Genomic DNA, 16,237 nt, shown 5'->3' with positions numbered 1-16,237 from the left:
CCCGTTCACTGGTCAGAATTTCTTCGCGAAGTTGTAATTGCTGCTGTAATGTTTGTGCCTGTAACTGATACTTTCCGGCTACTGCATAGGCTTTTGCCAGCCAGGGCAGGGTCGACTCAAACTGGGCTTTGGTATCATTTTTTTCAAAATAGGCTATTGCTGCCCGCATGTTCTCCAAGCCACTCTCATGCTGCCCCTTGTTCACATCAATAAATGCAAGGTTGAAGGCGATGAGCTGGCTGCTGTATTCATCGTCCAGGGCTTTAGCTTGTTTGGCCGCACTTTGTAATACTTTTTCAGCGGCTGTAAAGTTGCCTTGCTCCATATAAATGGAGCCCAGGTTATTCTGAAACGTCAGCTCAGCGCCAGGCTGATTGTTCTCCTGTGCTGCGGCCAGCCCCAACTGGTTAATGGTAATAGCTTGCTGGTAATCCTTTTGCTCGGCAACAATAACACCAAGCATTAGATACAGATCAGGTAAAAATTGCTTATATTGATACTTCTTAGCATCAGCTATAAGCTCTTCGGTCAGTACTTTAGCTTCAGGCCATTTTTTTAAGGCACTGTAGACCAGCGCAATTTGATAATTTAAAAAAGACCGGCGACGCAAGGTAAATTGATCGTCTGTAGTAATAACCGCATCCAGCGCTTCGGTAAAGTGTTGTAAAGCCCGCTCGTACTGATCATCTGCTTTAAATAGCCGGCCAAGTAAATTATGGGCATAGTAGCGTATGCGTGGAGTAGTGGTTTGCTCAGCGTTTAATTCCAGCCGATCGGCTTTTATTATTGCTGCAGACAGCTCTTGTTTATACATGAGATATTCAATCTCAGTGGCATAAATTTCAGCCAGGACATCTGGGGTTTCAGTTGCTTCGGTTAAAGCCAGTAACTCTGATAATAAGGTATCGGCTTGCAGTTGCTGCTTAGCATAAAGCAACGAAGTTAATTGATATGACATTAACCTGACTTTGGCAGCAAGACTGCTATTGGCATCCTGAACAAGATAATACTGTTGGTATAAATCGTTCAACAGCGCATTAGCGGCCTCAATGTTGTTAGCCAATGATAATGCTATATATTCATCAAGTTGCTGCTGTAACGGCTCGTCAGATTGCTGCGCCAACGCAGCATTGAAACTGAGACCAACAATTAGCAAGCCAGCGCTAAGCAATCGGGCATAAGTTCGGAGACTGCATGCTAACATTCGATACATTCGTTTATTCCAATAAAAGCAACCATCTTGAAGATAGCGTATTTTGTTCACAATTACAGCTGATAATTACCTACTTTTTTGTTTACTGTTCTTATATTTTCAGTTGCTTAGCGTAATTAGCAGCTGATTAAAGCTATAATAACAGTCTTAATATAAAAACGGCGCCAACGAGTTGCTCCAGGTGCCATCCGGAAGCGTTATGAGTACTATTGAATATCTGTTTATTATGTTGCTACTGGTTGCGGCCAGTTCTTTTTTTTCGGTCTCTGAAATTGCCCTGGCGGCATCGCGGAAAATGCGTTTAAGACTAATGGCCAGTGACGGCGATATTAATGCCGAAAAAGTATTAATGCTGCAGGAGCACCCCGGTAATTTTTTTACCGTGGTGCAAATTGGCTTAAACGCTGTGGCAATACTGGGTGGTATTCTGGGTGAGTCGGCATTTACCCCTTATTTTGCTTCTTTGTTAGGATTGTTTTCCAGCGCGAGCTGGGTACCCGCCGCTGCTTTTGGTTTATCGGTATTCTTTGTTACTTCACTGTTTATTTTGTTCGCAGACTTAATGCCAAAGCGACTGGCAATGATTGCGCCAGAGAAAATAGCAGTAAAAATTGTCCGGCCAATGACCCTGCTAATTGTATTGTTAAAACCTTTTGTCTGGTTGTTCAATGGCCTGGCAAATTTGTTTTTTAGTTTATTTAATGTGCCGACCATGCGCAAAGACGACATTACGCCTGACGATATTATGGCAATGATGGATGCCGGCGCTCAGGCGGGAGTGCTGCAGCAGCACGAACATCAGTTGCTGGAAAACGTATTTGATATGGAGTCCCGTACGGTAACCTCAGCCATGACGGCCCGGGAAAGTCTTATTTTCTTTACCAACAACGAATCGCAAGACAACATTAAAGCCAAAATAGCTGAGCATCCGCATGCCAAATTTATTGTCTGTGATGAAGTACTGGACCGGGTGGTAGGGTATGTCGATACCCGTGATATTTTAATGCAGGTTTTGCATGACCAGCCTATCTCGTTGAAAAAAGAGGGTATAGTACGCTCGCCGCTTATTATTCCGGATACCTTGTCGCTGTACGAAGCGCTGGAGCATTTTAAATCGACTGGAGTCGATTTTGCGATCATCATGAATGAGTACGCATTGGTGGTGGGGATTATTACCTTAAAAGATGTGATGAGTATTGTGATGGGGGAGTTGGTTAGCTCAGAAGAAGAACAAATTGTGAAACGTGATGCCAATTCCTGGTTAGTGGAAGGATTAACACCGCTGGCGGATGTCATGCGGGTGCTGGATATTGATAGTTTTCCTAACCCGGAGAATTACGAGACTATTGCCGGTTTTATGATGTTTACCCTGCGCAAAATACCCAAACGCACCGATTTTGTGTTGCACGGCGGCTACAAGTTCGAAGTGGTCGATATTGACAGCTATAAAATCGATCAGTTGCTGGTGACCCGTATCGTTAGTCAGGAAGGATAAGGCCGGCTTTAGGTTACCGGCCTGCTGTTACTGCGTTGGCTTAGTGCTGTTAGTGCTGGTGCCAGGACTGGTGTTATTAGTGCTATCAGCCTGCTCAGCCAGTTCCAGCATTTTTTGCCGGAAGGTTTCCAGACCACTCATGACTTTGGCGTAGGTTTGATCAACCCCTTCGCTAATTTCACCTTCGTAAACTTTCAGTCCTTTTAAAATATCTTTGGCATCGGCAAAACCTTTTTCAATTCCGCTGCCGATGATGTTTAAAAAACTGTCCAGTTGCTCCGTCTCAGAGCGATCTGGGTTCAGTTCTTTATAGCGGCTGTAAAAGCCACTGACAAAAGCGACAATGCGCTCGGCGGTGGCATCAGGCGACGTATCGACACCTGCGTCATATACCTTTTGTGCGGCGTTTTCGCCCAAAACCGGTTCCAGTTCAGCGTTAATGCCTTCCAGTGCCGTTTTGTAAAGTAAACTTAATGAGTCGTTATTACTGCTTAGCGACACCCGCTCGTTTGCGCGCAAAATAGCAACATTCTGCGCCTGCTTCGCTTTTGCCACATCACTTTCAACGCCTTTGCCTTCAGTCTGACGGGTATTTTCGCTCTTGGTTACCTGATTATTCTGCGATGTAGCCGTGGACGGCGCGTTGTTTTTTGCCACGTTGCTTTTTACCACATTGCTTGGTGAGTTTGGAGTAATCGCCATGTTAATCACCTCTTTCAGTCAGCCGGTTCTGATAAATAAATTATAGCTTAACGAGGATATCGGCTGCTGCACATCAAACTTTAGTTTTTTTGTTTTTAAATACTAAACACCAGTGTGCTAATGACATCTGGCGCTGACATCTGCATAATCGGGGAAGCTTCACCAGATTATAAATTGAAGCATATAATTCTAATATTACTGGGGATCCCATGACTGCTATTAGCAACCCTGCTGACTTGTCGGCTAATCAGCCACAGTTTCTCGGCCATCCGGTCGGACTCTATGTCTGCTTTCTCACTGAAATGTGGGAACGTTTTTCATTTTACGGCATGAAATATCTGCTGTTGTTATATTTAACCAAATATCACTTATTTAGTGATGCCGGTGGCCTGGATGTGCTTGGCAGTTATGCTGGCTTAGTGTATGCCATGCCGGTAATCGGCGGTATGCTGGCTGACCGTTATTTAGGGATGCGGAAGGCCGTTACTTTCGGTGCCATATTACTATGCCTGGGGCATCTGGGTTTGGCCTATGAAGGCTTTCAGGCTTATATAGAAAACGGCGTTGTGGTTCAAGATACCGGTGCCATTCAGGTATTTTACTTTTCGCTGGCGCTGATCATCATGGGCGTGGGTTTTTTAAAGCCAAACATCTCTACTATCGTTGGTCAGTTGTATGGCCAGGGCGATGCGCGTCGCGACTCTGGTTTTACTATCTTTTACATGGGCATTAACACCGGCTCTTTTATTGCCACTTTATTGGTGACCTACATTGGTGAAGTGTACGGTTGGGGCTGGGGTTTTGGTCTGGCCGGTATTGGTATGGTGCTGGGGCTCATCGTATTTCTGGCTGGCCAGAAATACCTGTATGGCTATGCAGAACCGTCTGATCCGGTGTTATTAAAGCAAAAAGTTTTTGCCTTTATTGACCGGGAATGGCTGATATACCTGGCCACTTTGCCCGCGCTGTTTGTGGTGTGGCAACTGGTACAATACAATCCTGTGGTACATAGCGTCTTACTGGGATTATCCTTTATTGTGCTTGGCGGCATCATCTGGTTTATGGTAACGCAATGCACCAAGGTAGAACGTGATCGGATGATGGTGTTGATTGTCTTAACCTTTTCTACTGTGGTGTTTTGGGCATTGTTCGAACAGTCAGCCTCATCTATGACACTATATGCCGATAGAGTGATGGACCGTAATGTCTTTGGTTTTGAGACCACCGCAGGTCAGTATGGCGCATTAAACCCGCTGTTTATAATTACGCTGGCGCCATTGTTTGCCTGGTTGTGGATAGCACTGGGTCGACGTAATCTTGAACCAAGTACTCCGGTTAAATTTGCCCTGGGTATTATGCAAGCTGGTTTAGGCTTCGGTGCGCTGGTGTTAGGTGCTCAGTTTCCAAATGAAGCGGGTATGGTTGGAGCCGGCTGGATGGTACTGGCGTATATGCTGCATACCATGGGCGAATTGTGTTTATCGCCGGTTGGCTTATCCGCGGTAACGAAACTGGCGGTGCATAAAGTGGTTGGGGTTATGATGGGGGCCTGGTTCCTGGCAACCGCTTACTCAGAGTTACTGGCCACGCAACTGGCTAAGCTGGCGGCTATTGATACGCCAAGTGGCGAAGTTGCTGACGTTAGCTCGGCGCTGGCAAGTTATACGGAGCTGTTCAGCTTCCTGATGTATGTGGGTATTGGGATCGGCGTGTTTATGCTGGTGATCAGTCCCTTGCTGAAGAAACGGATGCATGGTGTAAACTAAGCATGCACTTCGCTAAGCATGCCCGGGTAAGTCGTACCCGGGTAAGTGATCGATGAATGAAGATAAGGGGCGCACTGGGCGCCCCTTATCTTTAAGCGGTTTTCGGTATATCAGTCGACACTGAGATAAGCGTTTTATTATGCCATTGCCACCACAGCACTGCGGCTAAGCTAATGCTGCGCAGCAACATAAATACCGCCAACGCCGCCCAAAGCGCATGGTTTTGCCAGCTTTGCAGCAGGTAAAAACTGCCGGCAAAACCCAGCAGGGCAATAATCATACTGTTGCGCAAGGTTTTACCCTGAGTGGCACCAATAAATACCCCATCCAGAAAATAGGCCCAGCAAGCCAGTAACGGCAGCGCAATCATCCAACCCAGATACAATGCTGCCTGGTGTTTCACTTCAGGGATTGATGTCAGTAGGCCAACAAAATCGTCGCCAAACAAACCATAGCCGCCACTAAACAGCATAGCCAATAGCAAACACCACAGTGCCAGAATAACCAGAGTGTTACCCAACAGGGAGCTATCATTCGCGCCAATGGCTTTGCCGACCAAGCTCTCAGCGGCATAGGCCAGACCGTCCATCGCATAGGAGACCAGCATTAAAAAGCTTAGCAGGACCGCATTGGCAGCGACTGTGTTATCGCCATAGGCAGCTCCCTGAAAGGCAATAAACACAAACACGCTTTGCAGGCATAAGCTTCGCAGAAAGATATCCCGGTTCAGGGCGAACAGGCGCTTTAATTCTGCCAGCCTCGCCAGCTGATTGAGCATGGCCTGAAATAGCGATTTAATAGCTAGGCTGCGCAGTAACAAGCAGCAGCCTAGCAGCAAGCCTGCATAATCGGCAACAACAGACGCTGCGGCAATGCCCGCCACTTGCCAGCCAAAGCCGAGCACAAACAACAGGTCGAGCAGTATATTCACCAGGTTGGTCACCACTAACATCCACATGGGATAACGGGCATTTTGGCGGCCTAAAAACCAGCCCATCAGCACCAGGTTAATTAAGGTTGCCGGAGCGCTCCAGATCCGAATACCGAAATACAGTTGCGCTTGTTGATTGACCTCGTTGCTAGCGTCGCTGAAGCTAAAAGCCAGTTGGGCCAGCGGCCATTGCAGAGACAACAACAGTAACGCCAGCAACAGCGCCACTAACAGGCTTTGGCTTAAACAGGTAAGCTGGCCTTCGCTGTTATTCGCACCGAATGCCTGGGCGGTTACGCCGGTGGTGCTCATCCGTAAAAAACCCAGCAAAAAAAATAACAGGCTGATTAAACTTGAACCGAGTGCTACACCACCCAGATACCAGGCATGCTCAAGATGACCGCTAACGGCCGTATCTACCAGAGCCAGTAACGGTACCGATAAATTTGACAGCACCATGGGCAGGGCAATAGCGGCGACTTTTTTTTGTAATGAAGCGTTCAGAAATAGCGATAACAAATAAGGTACCTGTAACCGTGTGTTATGGCACTATGATACACGGCTTGCACCCTGCTCGAAACTGCCTGGTAAAGCCGCTATACTGCGGTTTTGTCAATGCTAAATGCGGTGTAAGGCGAATATGCTGTTTATTGATAGGTTGCGGTTTATGTATAAGTCTGGCTGTGATCCAGTATAAGTCAGCTGCTTTTTATCAGAGTTGCTTTGCGCTGTGCCTGGCGGCTGTGGTGGTATTTGCCAACCTGCACTTACTGCAGCCACTATTGCCGCAACTCAGTCGCGAATTTCAGCTTAGTCCGCTGCAGGTTAGCCTTAGTTATACCGTTGCCACCTTCGGCCTGGGGTTATCTTTATTGATATATGCTTCATTATCTGATGCCTGGGGCCGCAAAACCCTGCTACTAGTAACCTTATCGGGCGTAACACTCAGCACTCTGGCACTGACTCAGGTCGAAAGCTTCACCGCACTGGTTTGTTGGCGGGCCATTCAGGGCATTTGCCTCGGTGGTTTACCAGCTATAGCAATCGCCTGGATGGGCGAAGAGTATTCCACGCCGGCCCTGGTTGCAGCGGTAGGTTACTACATCAGTGCCAATTCTTTAGGTGGTATCGGCGGCCGTTTGCTGGCGGGAAGTTTGGCTGATATTGGTCACTGGCAGTGGGTGTTCTGGCCCATGGCATTATTAAGTGGTTTAAGTTGTTATTTTATCTGGCGATACCTGCCGGTGTCTGTTGGTTTTACTCCGCAGCCTTTTCGGCTGCGCCAGGCACTGCAAAATCATGGTTTTCATTTATGCCAGCCAGTGTTATTGCTGACGTACCTGATTGGTGGCTTAAATTTTTTAGTGTTTTTAAATCAGTACACCTTTATTGGTTTTGTGCTGGCAGCGTCGCCATATCTGCTTAGCAGCAGTTTGCTCGGCTTGCTATTTATTACGTATTTAACCGGCACCATAGGCTCAGCATTGTCGGCTAAGATCGCCAAGCGCACCTCAATGCCACTGGCCATGGCACTGGGCATTGTCCTGATGATGCTGGGTAGTCTAATCACCTTACATGGCCAGTTGTTTGTTATTGTCAGCGGCTTTTTTATCAGTGCTTTTGGTTTTTTTCTGTGTCATTCCCTGGCCAGTAGCTGGGTTAACCAGCATGCCACCCGGGCTAAAGCCAGTGCCAGTGCGCTCTATCTGGTGTTTTACTATGTGGGTGCCAGCATTGGTGGTCTTTACCTGCAGCCGTTCTGGCAGGCTTTAGGTTGGCCTGGTGTCGTGCTGGCGTCACTACTGATGTACGGCGTTACCCTGATGCTGGCGCTATGGCTTTGGTCGCGCAGTCGCTTACAACAGCGTTAACCGGACTCAGTTGTCAACTAAGTCCCTGAGTATTAAATAATTGCTAAGGAAAGTACTGAGGGTAATTGGTACGATTGAATGGTTTGAGATTATATTGTGGCTGCAAAAATGCGACTAAATCGACTAATTCATTAACGGTCATTAAGTCATTGTAGTTACGCATTAACGATTGACCCGTGTCATCGGTGTAACTGTCACGCTTAAAACCTGGTGCAATTTTATGAGACGGGTTAATAACTGAAGTAACAAGTTCACCGTAGGTTTTAATCTTACTGACATCGCCGCCTAACGGTACTTTATTCGGTATTTGCTGCGACGCACTATCATCCGTTATCCCCTGCAATGTATGGCAGGAAAGGCATTGATATGAAATAAACACCGTTTTACCGGCAGCGGCATCACCTTCGGGTAAGCTGAAGCCTTTGGGTGACTCTGGGCCTTCAGTACAGGCGATTAGTGTCATTAACGTTAATAATAGCAATGTAGTTTTCATTACACTCTCCAGAAATGTGACTGGTTTAGCTGTGTTGCTGGTTATTTTATAATCAGTCTAGTCTGTTCTGGTGAGTGCAGATTGATTGAGATCAATGTTCAGCCATGTTTTTGAAGGTCTCGAATTTCTTGCTGGTTTAATTCGCGATACTGACCAGCAGCCAAATCACCCAGCAGCACAGTGCCGATCATTATGCGTTTTAAAGCACTGACCCGGTAGCCCAGCGCTTTGCACATATAGCGAATTTGCCGGTGCAGTCCCTGGGTCAGCACAATTTCAAATTGCTGTGGCCCGCGCGCTTCTACGTTGCAGGGTCGCGACTGATAGTGGTTCTGACCCAGCTGCCAGCTTACCCCTGTTGCCATTTGCCGGATGAAATCTGCATTTATTGCCTTATCAGTTGCCACTAAATACGTTTTATTGTGGTAGTAATTGGGATGCAATAAACGCTGACACAATTCGCCGTCATTAGTTAGCAGCAATAAGCCGCTGGAGTCTTTATCCAGCCGGCCTACGGCAAATAAGCGCTGTGGCAAGGTTTTTAATATTTGGTATAAACTTGTCGGATCATCGGGCCGGTTGTTGCAGTCAATACCCACCGGTTTGTGATACATAAGGTAACAACGTGCGGGCAGGTCATTTAATAGGGTGTCGTCAATCTTAATGGTATCTGTACCGCAGACCAGGTCGGTATGAGATGCAGGCCGGCCGTTCAGGCTTACTCTGTTGTCGCTGATAAGCCTGCTGGCGGCTCGGCGCGAACAATAACCGCTGTGTGCTATCCATTTAGCCAGCCGCAGGCCTTCGATTTGTTGGGTTACATCATTCATACAGCGTTGAGCAACCCCTTATCTTATACAATTGCAGTGATATCACGCGGTAATGTCATAATACTGCCATTAAGTGCTGCCATACTTAGCCCGGTTACACTTTCCTTCCTGGATATTACTCACTACATAGTGAAGGGAGCTTTTGCTCCCGGTTTTTTCTTTGTAATTTCAGTGTAATCAGTTTTCCTGCTCAGCCAGACGGGTAGGATAGCGCTGGTAAATCAACTGTACCGCATCATTTATCGCTTGTTGCGGCTGCGCCATGGCTTTTTGAGTTAGCCGGCCATCTACCAGGCCTTGCCATACCAAACGCTGCTCTTTAGCATCAATCACATCGATGGTAACGGTACCCACTTTATATTCGTTTTTTTCCAGCTGGTTGCCAAACAAGGGGATACCAAACATAAAACTACTGCTTCTGCCGTAGTAACCGTAACCGGCATTAATTGAAAAGGGAGAGCTTCGTACATCAGTGCGGGTTTCCACATTAGTCATATAGTTAACCAGCAACTGCGGATTTTGCTCACTGTACTGATACCCTAACGCTGCCATTTCAGCGTTTATTGCCGTTTTGAAATGCTGATCCAGTAAGGTGGTATAGGCTTTCGCCTCGGTATCTGCGGCTTTCACTTCTGCAACCAGTGGTTCAGTGCCGGTTGCTTGCTGCTCGGGCTCGGCAACTGCTGTTTGTTGGGGATCTGGCTGATAAAAGCCATAGGTTTGATATTGCTGAAAATTGACATTTCGATCGTAATCGATCGTAGCCTGCCGTGAGCTGGAACACGCACTCAGCCCCAGCAGCAGGGCCGCGGCAAGGCTGCCAAAACGAACCAGCGTATTGTTAATAATTGCCATAGTTACCTCTTATCAGCGAATATCGGTGTAAACCAGATAGTTGAGTTTATAGTAACTAAGACTCAACACTAAACAATAAGTTTGGTTAAATTTAGTGGCAGCCCCGGTTATCAGTTACCTGTTAAAAACGGTAATTAAACTGCACAGCCAGCAACTGCCCTTTGTTGCTGTACTGCCCCTGATAACCACTGTTATACAGTGGCTCATTCTGGACATTATATTCGCGCTCCTTTACTGATACATCACCGGTGAACAAATAGCCATAGGCGATATCCATACTGAGCTGCTGATTCAGCTGCCAGTTGGCGCCAGCCGTGACCCATACCCGATCATCAGTAGGGATCCGGGCGGTTTTATGGCTTGGTGCTATCGGGTTTTCATCAAAGGCGGCACCGGCTTTCAGGGTTAAACTAGCATGGTAAACATAGTTTACGCCCAGCGCAGCAGACCAGCTGTTTTGCCACTGCTGCGGAATATAGCCAATATAGCCCGGGCTATTCAGATTTGGTGGTCGCTGGGTATTTAGCGAAATAGTGGGGTTTGGGTCAATGCTAACAATATCAATGCTGTCAAACTCACTCCATTGGGTCCAGGCAATGCTTAGCTGCACTGATAACGCTGTTGAAATTTGCTGATCAAGGCCAAAGGCCGCGCTGGCCGGAGTAGTCAGTGCCAGTTGGCTGGCTTCAACCAGCCGATTGTTTGCTGCCAGTTTACCGGTACTTAAATCAATTGCTGGCAGGTTTGCTGCCACCACCAGATAATTTGGGTTGCCTGCGACGCTGGCGCCGGTGAGCGGGGTATTGGTGATGACAGAGTCGCCTTGCAGGGTATAGCGCACGGCTGAATGCCAGGTCAACGCCAGCCGGGTGCCTGCGACAGGCTCGCCATGAATTCCCAACGTATAGCCAAAGGCTACATCATCACCTGCTACCTCGTAGTGGCTATTACAGTAAGCATCATTGTAAACCGGTGCGCCAAACATCTCGTTAGTGGTAGTTTCACCCAGCTCACATAAACCACTGTGGTCTTTATATTTTGATAAAGTGCCTTGTGCATGATTAATCGAAATGCCGGCGCCAACAGACCATTGCTCATTCAGTTTAAAACCGATTGCCGGCTGCAGGCTTAGTACCTGAATAGCGGTTTCGTCGGCAAAATAGCGACCAACAAAGTCGTTGTCGTAATTGGATGACAAACCAAACGGCACGTAGAATCCAACACCCCAGCTTAACTGCTCTGACAACTTGTCTGCATAAAAGACGAAAGGCACCAGTTCATTTAAAGTATTTGCCCCTTCTGTTCGTCCAGTAACCGACTGACCATTGGCACTTTGCGCGCTGGCATTAGAATAATTGGTTTTGGCGTTAATCAGGTTTAAGCCGGCAGATAACTGCGCGCCGCTCGCTGTTGTTAGTCTGGTTAGTGCGGCCGGATTAGAATAGACCAGACTGGCATCGCTTATTTGGGCGCCACGGCCAGCGTAGGCATTACCCATGCTACTAACCGATTGTTCAAACAGTTTGTAGCCTTCGGCAGAAACATTGGCACTGCATAGAACCAGGGTAACAGCCACAGCAAGGCGGTTTTTTGATAACGTCATGTACTTACTCCGTTGTTAACGTTTCAGCATTATAAAGAGGTCAGACCTTAGAGTATATTCACTACTTCTCGTCTATTGGCCCATTTGCCGCAAGATTTGATAACTTTTCGCTAAATTTTAGTGTAACTCACCAACTGGTAATGGCTGAGAACAATCAGTTACAAAGTAAATATGTTTAACTGATTGAATAACAATATAAAAAATATAAAATTCAGGCTGGCATAACCTCTGCATTGGTCGCTATTACTAGTAATAACTAATTTGACAATGCCCTCAACAAATAGTTTGACGGCAAATACGAAACAAGGACATTCTAAAATGAAAACGTTATCTCTGGTTGTGGCAGTAATGAGCTCGGCATTATTTTTAAGTGGTTGTAATCAGGCTAATAGCAGCAGCAACAGTGACACTGCCGAAGTGGTAGCGATACCGGTTGAAGCCGCGCTGGCGCGCCCGGGAGAAATTAGTAGTAGTTACCATACTAATACCACTTTGGCAGCACGTGCCGAAACCGACGTCATCAGTAAAAGCAGTGGTATTGTAGAGCAGGTGCTGGTGGAAGAGGGCGACTATGTTAAGGCCGGTCAGTTGCTGGCCGTGCTGGAAAATGAACGGCAACGCTTTATGCTGGCCAAAGAGCAGGCCGAACTTAGTCGGCTGGACAGCGAGCTAAAGCGCATGGCGGAAATGTACCAACGCCAGTTAATCAGCACCGATGTCTATGAAAAGTTACGTTGGCAGCATGATGCAGTAAAAGCCGCAGTCGACTTAGCTGAACTAAGCGTGCGCGAAACTGAAATACGTGCCCCTATTGCCGGTGTGGTGTCGCGTCGCTACGTTAAAGTGGGTGAGCTTATCAGCCAGATGGCGCCACAGTCTTTATTTCATCTGGTAGCGAATAGTGAGCTTGAAGCCGTTGTACATATTCCTGAGCAGCAACTGGCGCAGGCTAAAGCAGGGCAGGCTGCTATTTTACGCTTCTCTGGCATGTTACCGGTGCAGGCGAATATCAGTCGTATATCACCGGTAGTGGATGCGCAATCCGGTACGGTTCGCACCACGCTGATTATCGATAATAAGAAAGGTGAGTTACGTCCCGGTATGTTTGCACAGGTTGAACTGAAATTTGACGTAAAAACGGACGCCTTGCTGGTGCCTAAACGGGCAATTATCACTATTGATAACCAACACAGCGTCTATGTAGTGGATAGTGAGGATAAAGTCAGCCGGAAAACAGTGCACCTCGGTTACAGCGCAGATAACACGGTTGAAATTCTGGACGGTATCACTACAGGCGAGCAGGTTGTGGTCGCCGGACAGGGCGCGTTGAAAGAACAAAGCCTGGTAAAAGTAGTGACCACCCGTGAGTTTTAAGCCCCTGAGCCCGGCACTGCCGGGCTTTTTATGCCAGTAATAAACGAAAAATAAGAAAATACTGAAAAGGAATTAATGATGAAACTGGTTGATGTAGCGGTAGCACGCCCGGTCACCATATGGATGTTTACCTTTGGCATCCTGTTATTTGGTTTAGTATCCGCAGGGCGGCTGGCGGTAAATTTGCTTCCTGATCTCTCGTATCCGAGCTTAACCATTCGCACCGAGTATCTGGGGGCAGCGCCTGTTGAAGTTGAACAATTGGTCAGTAAGCCGATAGAGGAAGCCCTGGGTATTGTTAAAGGGGTGCACAAGGTGCAATCAGTTTCACGCTCTGGCCGCTCTGATGTGGTGCTGGAGTTTGACTGGGGCACTGATATGGATTTAGCCATGCTGGAGGTGCGCGAAAAACTGGATGTATTGCTGCTGCCGCTGGATATTGAAAAGCCTCTGCTACTGCGCTTTAACCCTAATTTAGACCCGGTGGTACGTCTGGCATTAAGCCGCGAAGGCGGCATTAATTCAGAACGGGAATTGGTAACGTTACGCACTTACGCTGAAGAAGATTTGCGCCGCAAGCTCGAAGCCATGCCAGGGATTGCCGCGGTGCGACCTGATGGTGGCTTAAATCAGGAAATTCAGGTTTTGGTTGACCCGAACAAGCTCAGTCAGTTGCAACTGGATATCGGACTAATCAGTAGCCGCCTGGCAGAAGAGAATATCAATTTAGCCGGTGGCCGCCTGGAAACGCCGGGTTACGATTTTCTGGTGCGCACCATTAATCAGTTTGCTGACTTATCGGCGATTGAAAACCTGTATCTGGCCAACGTTGGCACATCGCAAATACGCTTAAAAGATGTCGCCACGGTCGTTGATGCGTTTGCCGACAGAAAAAGTGTTACTTACGTTAATGGTGCTGAAGCTATTGAAGTGGCCATTTATAAAGAAGGCGATGCCAATATCGTTAAGGTTGCTGAATCCTTGCTGGCACAGTTGCCTGCTCTGCGTAAAGGGTTGCCTCAGGATTATAGTCTGACCCTGGTGTACGATCAGTCAGCCTTTATCAAACAAGCCATCAGTGAAGTAAAATCAGCTGGTATCGTCGGCGGCTTACTTGCCATGCTGGTGCTGTATTTATTTTTGCGTAACGTCTGGGCCACTGTGATTATTTCCGTGTCCATCCCGGTGTCGATTATTGCCACCTTTAATCTGATGTACGGTCAGGGTATTACTTTAAATATGATGAGCCTGGGCGGTATCGCGCTGGCCGTAGGCTTGCTGGTCGATAACGCCATTGTGGTGCTTGAGAACATTGCCAGACATAAAGAGCAGGGCAAATCTGCGCCAGAAGCGGCCAGAGCCGGGACTGGTGAAGTTGCCATGGCTATCACGGCATCAACCCTGACCACCGTTGCGGTGTTTTTCCCTCTGGTTTTTGTTGAAGGCATCGCCGGTCAGCTTTTTAAAGATCAGGCGCTTACTGTAACCTTTGCTTTACTGGTGTCGCTTATTGTGGCGTTGACCCTTATTCCGACCATGGCGGCCCGCCAGCGTAAAATGATGACGCCCGGCGATGCTGAGCTGGCAGTAGCAAAGGTTAAGGGCAGTCGCTGGTACCATAAAGTTGGCCGCATCCTATTATGGGTGCCTAAAATGATAGGTAAAAGCCTGTATTATTTTATGCTGGGTGTATTAAGCCTGCTTACCTTGATCTGGCGTGCTATCAGCCGGCTATTGGGCCTGTTGTTTAAACCATTACTTTATGTCGTAAAAGCAAGCCTGGACGCGCTTACCCGCGGCTACCGGCGTTTACTGAGCGGCGCATTGCAGACCAAAGCGTTAACCATTAGCTGTACCTTAATTATCGCTGCCTTGTGTTACAGCTTGCTGCCACGCCTTGGTGCAGATGTCATTCCTGAGCTGGCTCAGGGCGAATTTTATGTTGAAGTTCAGTTGCCTATTGGCAGCGCTATTGAACAAACCGATGCGGTGGTAAAGGAGCTGGCAGCCATTGTTACGCCACTGGCCGGGGTTGCCCGCAGTTATGGCCAGGTAGGAACGGGTGCGCAAATGACGGTAGATCCGTCCATTGGTGGCAGCCACTGGGGCCGGCTGAATATTGTTATGCAGCCTGGCAGTGACGAGCAGGCAGAGCAGCAGGTAACTGAGCAGCTGCGCCAGCATATTGCCGGTATGGCCGGGGTAAAAGCCCGCTTTGATCGCCCTGAATTGTTTAGTTTTGCCACGCCGCTGGAAATTGAACTGACTGGTTTTGAACTGGCAGAGTTAAAGCAGGCTGCGGATCAGCTGGTCAGCAGTCTGGCTGGCGAACCGCGTTTTACCGATGTTAAAACCAGCTTGCGGCCCGGCCAACCGGAGATAACCCTGTACTTTGATCATGCCAGGTTAGCGCAACTTGGCATGACAGCCCAGCAGGTTGCCAAGCGAGTTGCGGTCTATGTGGGCGGGGAAGTTGCGGGCCAATATTCGGTAAATGACCGGAAAATTGATATCCGGGTCCGCTTAGCAGAAGAGTACCGCCAAACTGAGCAGCAACTAGCGTCACTTATTATCAACCCCGGCAGTGCGCAACCCTTGCCGTTGTCGGCAGTGGCAGATATACGCCGTGAACTGGGCCCCAGTGAAATTACCCGGGTTGCCCAGCAGCGGGTGGCGATTGTCAGTGCTAATCTGGCTTTTGGTGACTTAGAACAAGCGACCGCCAGCGCCCGTGCGATTGTCGCTCAGCAAAGCCTGCCATTTGGTGTAGGTGTGGTTGTTGCGGGGCAGAGTGAAGAGATGCAGCGCGCGTACAGCTCGTTAACCATGGCGTTATTACTGGCGGTATTTCTGGTTTATTTAGTGATGGCATCGCAGTTTGAAAACCTGCTGCAACCGTTATTAATCCTGTTTACCGTGCCACTGGCCGGTGCCGGCGCTATTCTTGGTTTATGGTTAACCGATACCCGCTTATCCGTGATTGTGTTTATTGGCTTGATTATGCTGGCCGGTATTGTGGTGAATAATGCCATCGTGCTGATAGACCGGATTAATCAGTTACGCCAGGGTGGCATGGCACTGACTGAGGCCATCATTGAAGGGGG

Annotated in this window: 12 protein-coding genes; 5 read left to right on the top strand and 7 right to left on the bottom strand. The window is 48.0% G+C overall.

Going from position 1 to position 16,237, the window contains the following annotated elements; all coding sequences use genetic code 11:
• Positions 1–1,213, bottom strand: a 1,213-nt coding sequence (locus ABY802_RS12610; RefSeq protein ID WP_372627493.1) for a tetratricopeptide repeat protein, incomplete at its 3' end; no start/stop codon positions are given.
• Between the two features lie 199 nt (positions 1,214–1,412).
• On the opposite strand from ABY802_RS12610, the gene ABY802_RS12605 reads away from it, so the two are divergent.
• Complete coding sequence (locus ABY802_RS12605; RefSeq protein ID WP_372627492.1) at positions 1,413–2,708, top strand: hemolysin family protein; 1,296 nt, start codon at positions 1,413–1,415, stop codon at positions 2,706–2,708.
• A gap of 27 nt (positions 2,709–2,735) precedes the next feature.
• Here ABY802_RS12605 and ABY802_RS12600 read toward each other — a convergent pair whose 3' ends face one another.
• On the bottom strand, positions 2,736–3,410 hold the full coding sequence (locus ABY802_RS12600) for a DUF5610 domain-containing protein (protein ID WP_372627491.1): 675 nt from the start codon (positions 3,408–3,410) through the stop codon (positions 2,736–2,738).
• Between the two features lie 209 nt (positions 3,411–3,619).
• Here ABY802_RS12600 and ABY802_RS12595 point away from each other — a divergent pair, with 209 nt between their 5' ends.
• Complete coding sequence (locus tag ABY802_RS12595) at positions 3,620–5,176, top strand: peptide MFS transporter (RefSeq protein ID WP_372627490.1); 1,557 nt, start codon at positions 3,620–3,622, stop codon at positions 5,174–5,176.
• A gap of 91 nt (positions 5,177–5,267) precedes the next feature.
• Here ABY802_RS12595 and dinF read toward each other — a convergent pair whose 3' ends face one another.
• Complete coding sequence (gene dinF / locus ABY802_RS12590; protein ID WP_372627489.1) at positions 5,268–6,626, bottom strand: MATE family efflux transporter DinF; 1,359 nt, start codon at positions 6,624–6,626, stop codon at positions 5,268–5,270.
• Positions 6,627–6,790: 164 nt separating this feature from the next.
• Between dinF and ABY802_RS12585 the strand changes: the two genes are divergently transcribed.
• Complete coding sequence (locus tag ABY802_RS12585) at positions 6,791–7,978, top strand: MFS transporter (RefSeq protein WP_372627488.1); 1,188 nt, start codon at positions 6,791–6,793, stop codon at positions 7,976–7,978.
• A 43-nt stretch (positions 7,979–8,021) separates the two neighbouring features.
• On the opposite strand, the gene ABY802_RS12580 is transcribed toward ABY802_RS12585, so the two are convergent.
• From ABY802_RS12580 to ABY802_RS12565, 4 genes are all read right to left on the bottom strand, one after another.
• Positions 8,022–8,471, bottom strand: coding sequence for a c-type cytochrome (locus ABY802_RS12580; protein WP_372627487.1), 450 nt, complete (start codon positions 8,469–8,471; stop codon positions 8,022–8,024).
• A gap of 98 nt (positions 8,472–8,569) precedes the next feature.
• Entirely contained in the window at positions 8,570–9,301 is a 732-nt protein-coding gene (locus tag ABY802_RS12575) for a pseudouridine synthase (RefSeq protein ID WP_372627486.1), read from the bottom strand.
• Positions 9,302–9,478: 177 nt separating this feature from the next.
• Positions 9,479–10,156, bottom strand: coding sequence for a DUF4136 domain-containing protein (locus ABY802_RS12570; RefSeq protein ID WP_372627485.1), 678 nt, complete (start codon positions 10,154–10,156; stop codon positions 9,479–9,481).
• A gap of 121 nt (positions 10,157–10,277) precedes the next feature.
• Entirely contained in the window at positions 10,278–11,759 is a 1,482-nt protein-coding gene (locus ABY802_RS12565; RefSeq protein ID WP_372627484.1) for an OmpP1/FadL family transporter, read from the bottom strand.
• A 318-nt stretch (positions 11,760–12,077) separates the two neighbouring features.
• Here ABY802_RS12565 and ABY802_RS12560 point away from each other — a divergent pair, with 318 nt between their 5' ends.
• The gene (locus ABY802_RS12560) at positions 12,078–13,133 is read left to right on the top strand and encodes an efflux RND transporter periplasmic adaptor subunit (protein ID WP_372627483.1); all 1,056 of its coding nucleotides are present in this window, start codon (positions 12,078–12,080) and stop codon (positions 13,131–13,133) included.
• A 75-nt stretch (positions 13,134–13,208) separates the two neighbouring features.
• Positions 13,209–16,237: efflux RND transporter permease subunit (locus ABY802_RS12555; protein ID WP_372627482.1), on the top strand; the 3,029-nt coding region annotated here is incomplete at its 3' end.

Source organism: Arsukibacterium sp., assembly GCF_041616895.1.
Lineage (GTDB): Bacteria > Pseudomonadota > Gammaproteobacteria > Enterobacterales > Alteromonadaceae > Alishewanella.
This window is presented reverse-complemented; position numbering and strand designations above follow the sequence as displayed.

Coding starts and splice junctions, on each gene's coding strand:
- ABY802_RS12580 (WP_372627487.1), bottom strand. CDS start 8,471: ATGAAAACTACATTGCTATTATTAACGTTAATGACACTAATCGCCTGT.
- ABY802_RS12560 (WP_372627483.1), top strand. CDS start 12,078: ATGAAAACGTTATCTCTGGTTGTGGCAGTAATGAGCTCGGCATTATTT.
- ABY802_RS12600 (WP_372627491.1), bottom strand. CDS start 3,410: ATGGCGATTACTCCAAACTCACCAAGCAATGTGGTAAAAAGCAACGTG.
- ABY802_RS12570 (WP_372627485.1), bottom strand. CDS start 10,156: ATGGCAATTATTAACAATACGCTGGTTCGTTTTGGCAGCCTTGCCGCG.
- ABY802_RS12565 (WP_372627484.1), bottom strand. CDS start 11,759: ATGACGTTATCAAAAAACCGCCTTGCTGTGGCTGTTACCCTGGTTCTA.
- ABY802_RS12605 (WP_372627492.1), top strand. CDS start 1,413: ATGAGTACTATTGAATATCTGTTTATTATGTTGCTACTGGTTGCGGCC.
- ABY802_RS12595 (WP_372627490.1), top strand. CDS start 3,620: ATGACTGCTATTAGCAACCCTGCTGACTTGTCGGCTAATCAGCCACAG.
- ABY802_RS12575 (WP_372627486.1), bottom strand. CDS start 9,301: ATGAATGATGTAACCCAACAAATCGAAGGCCTGCGGCTGGCTAAATGG.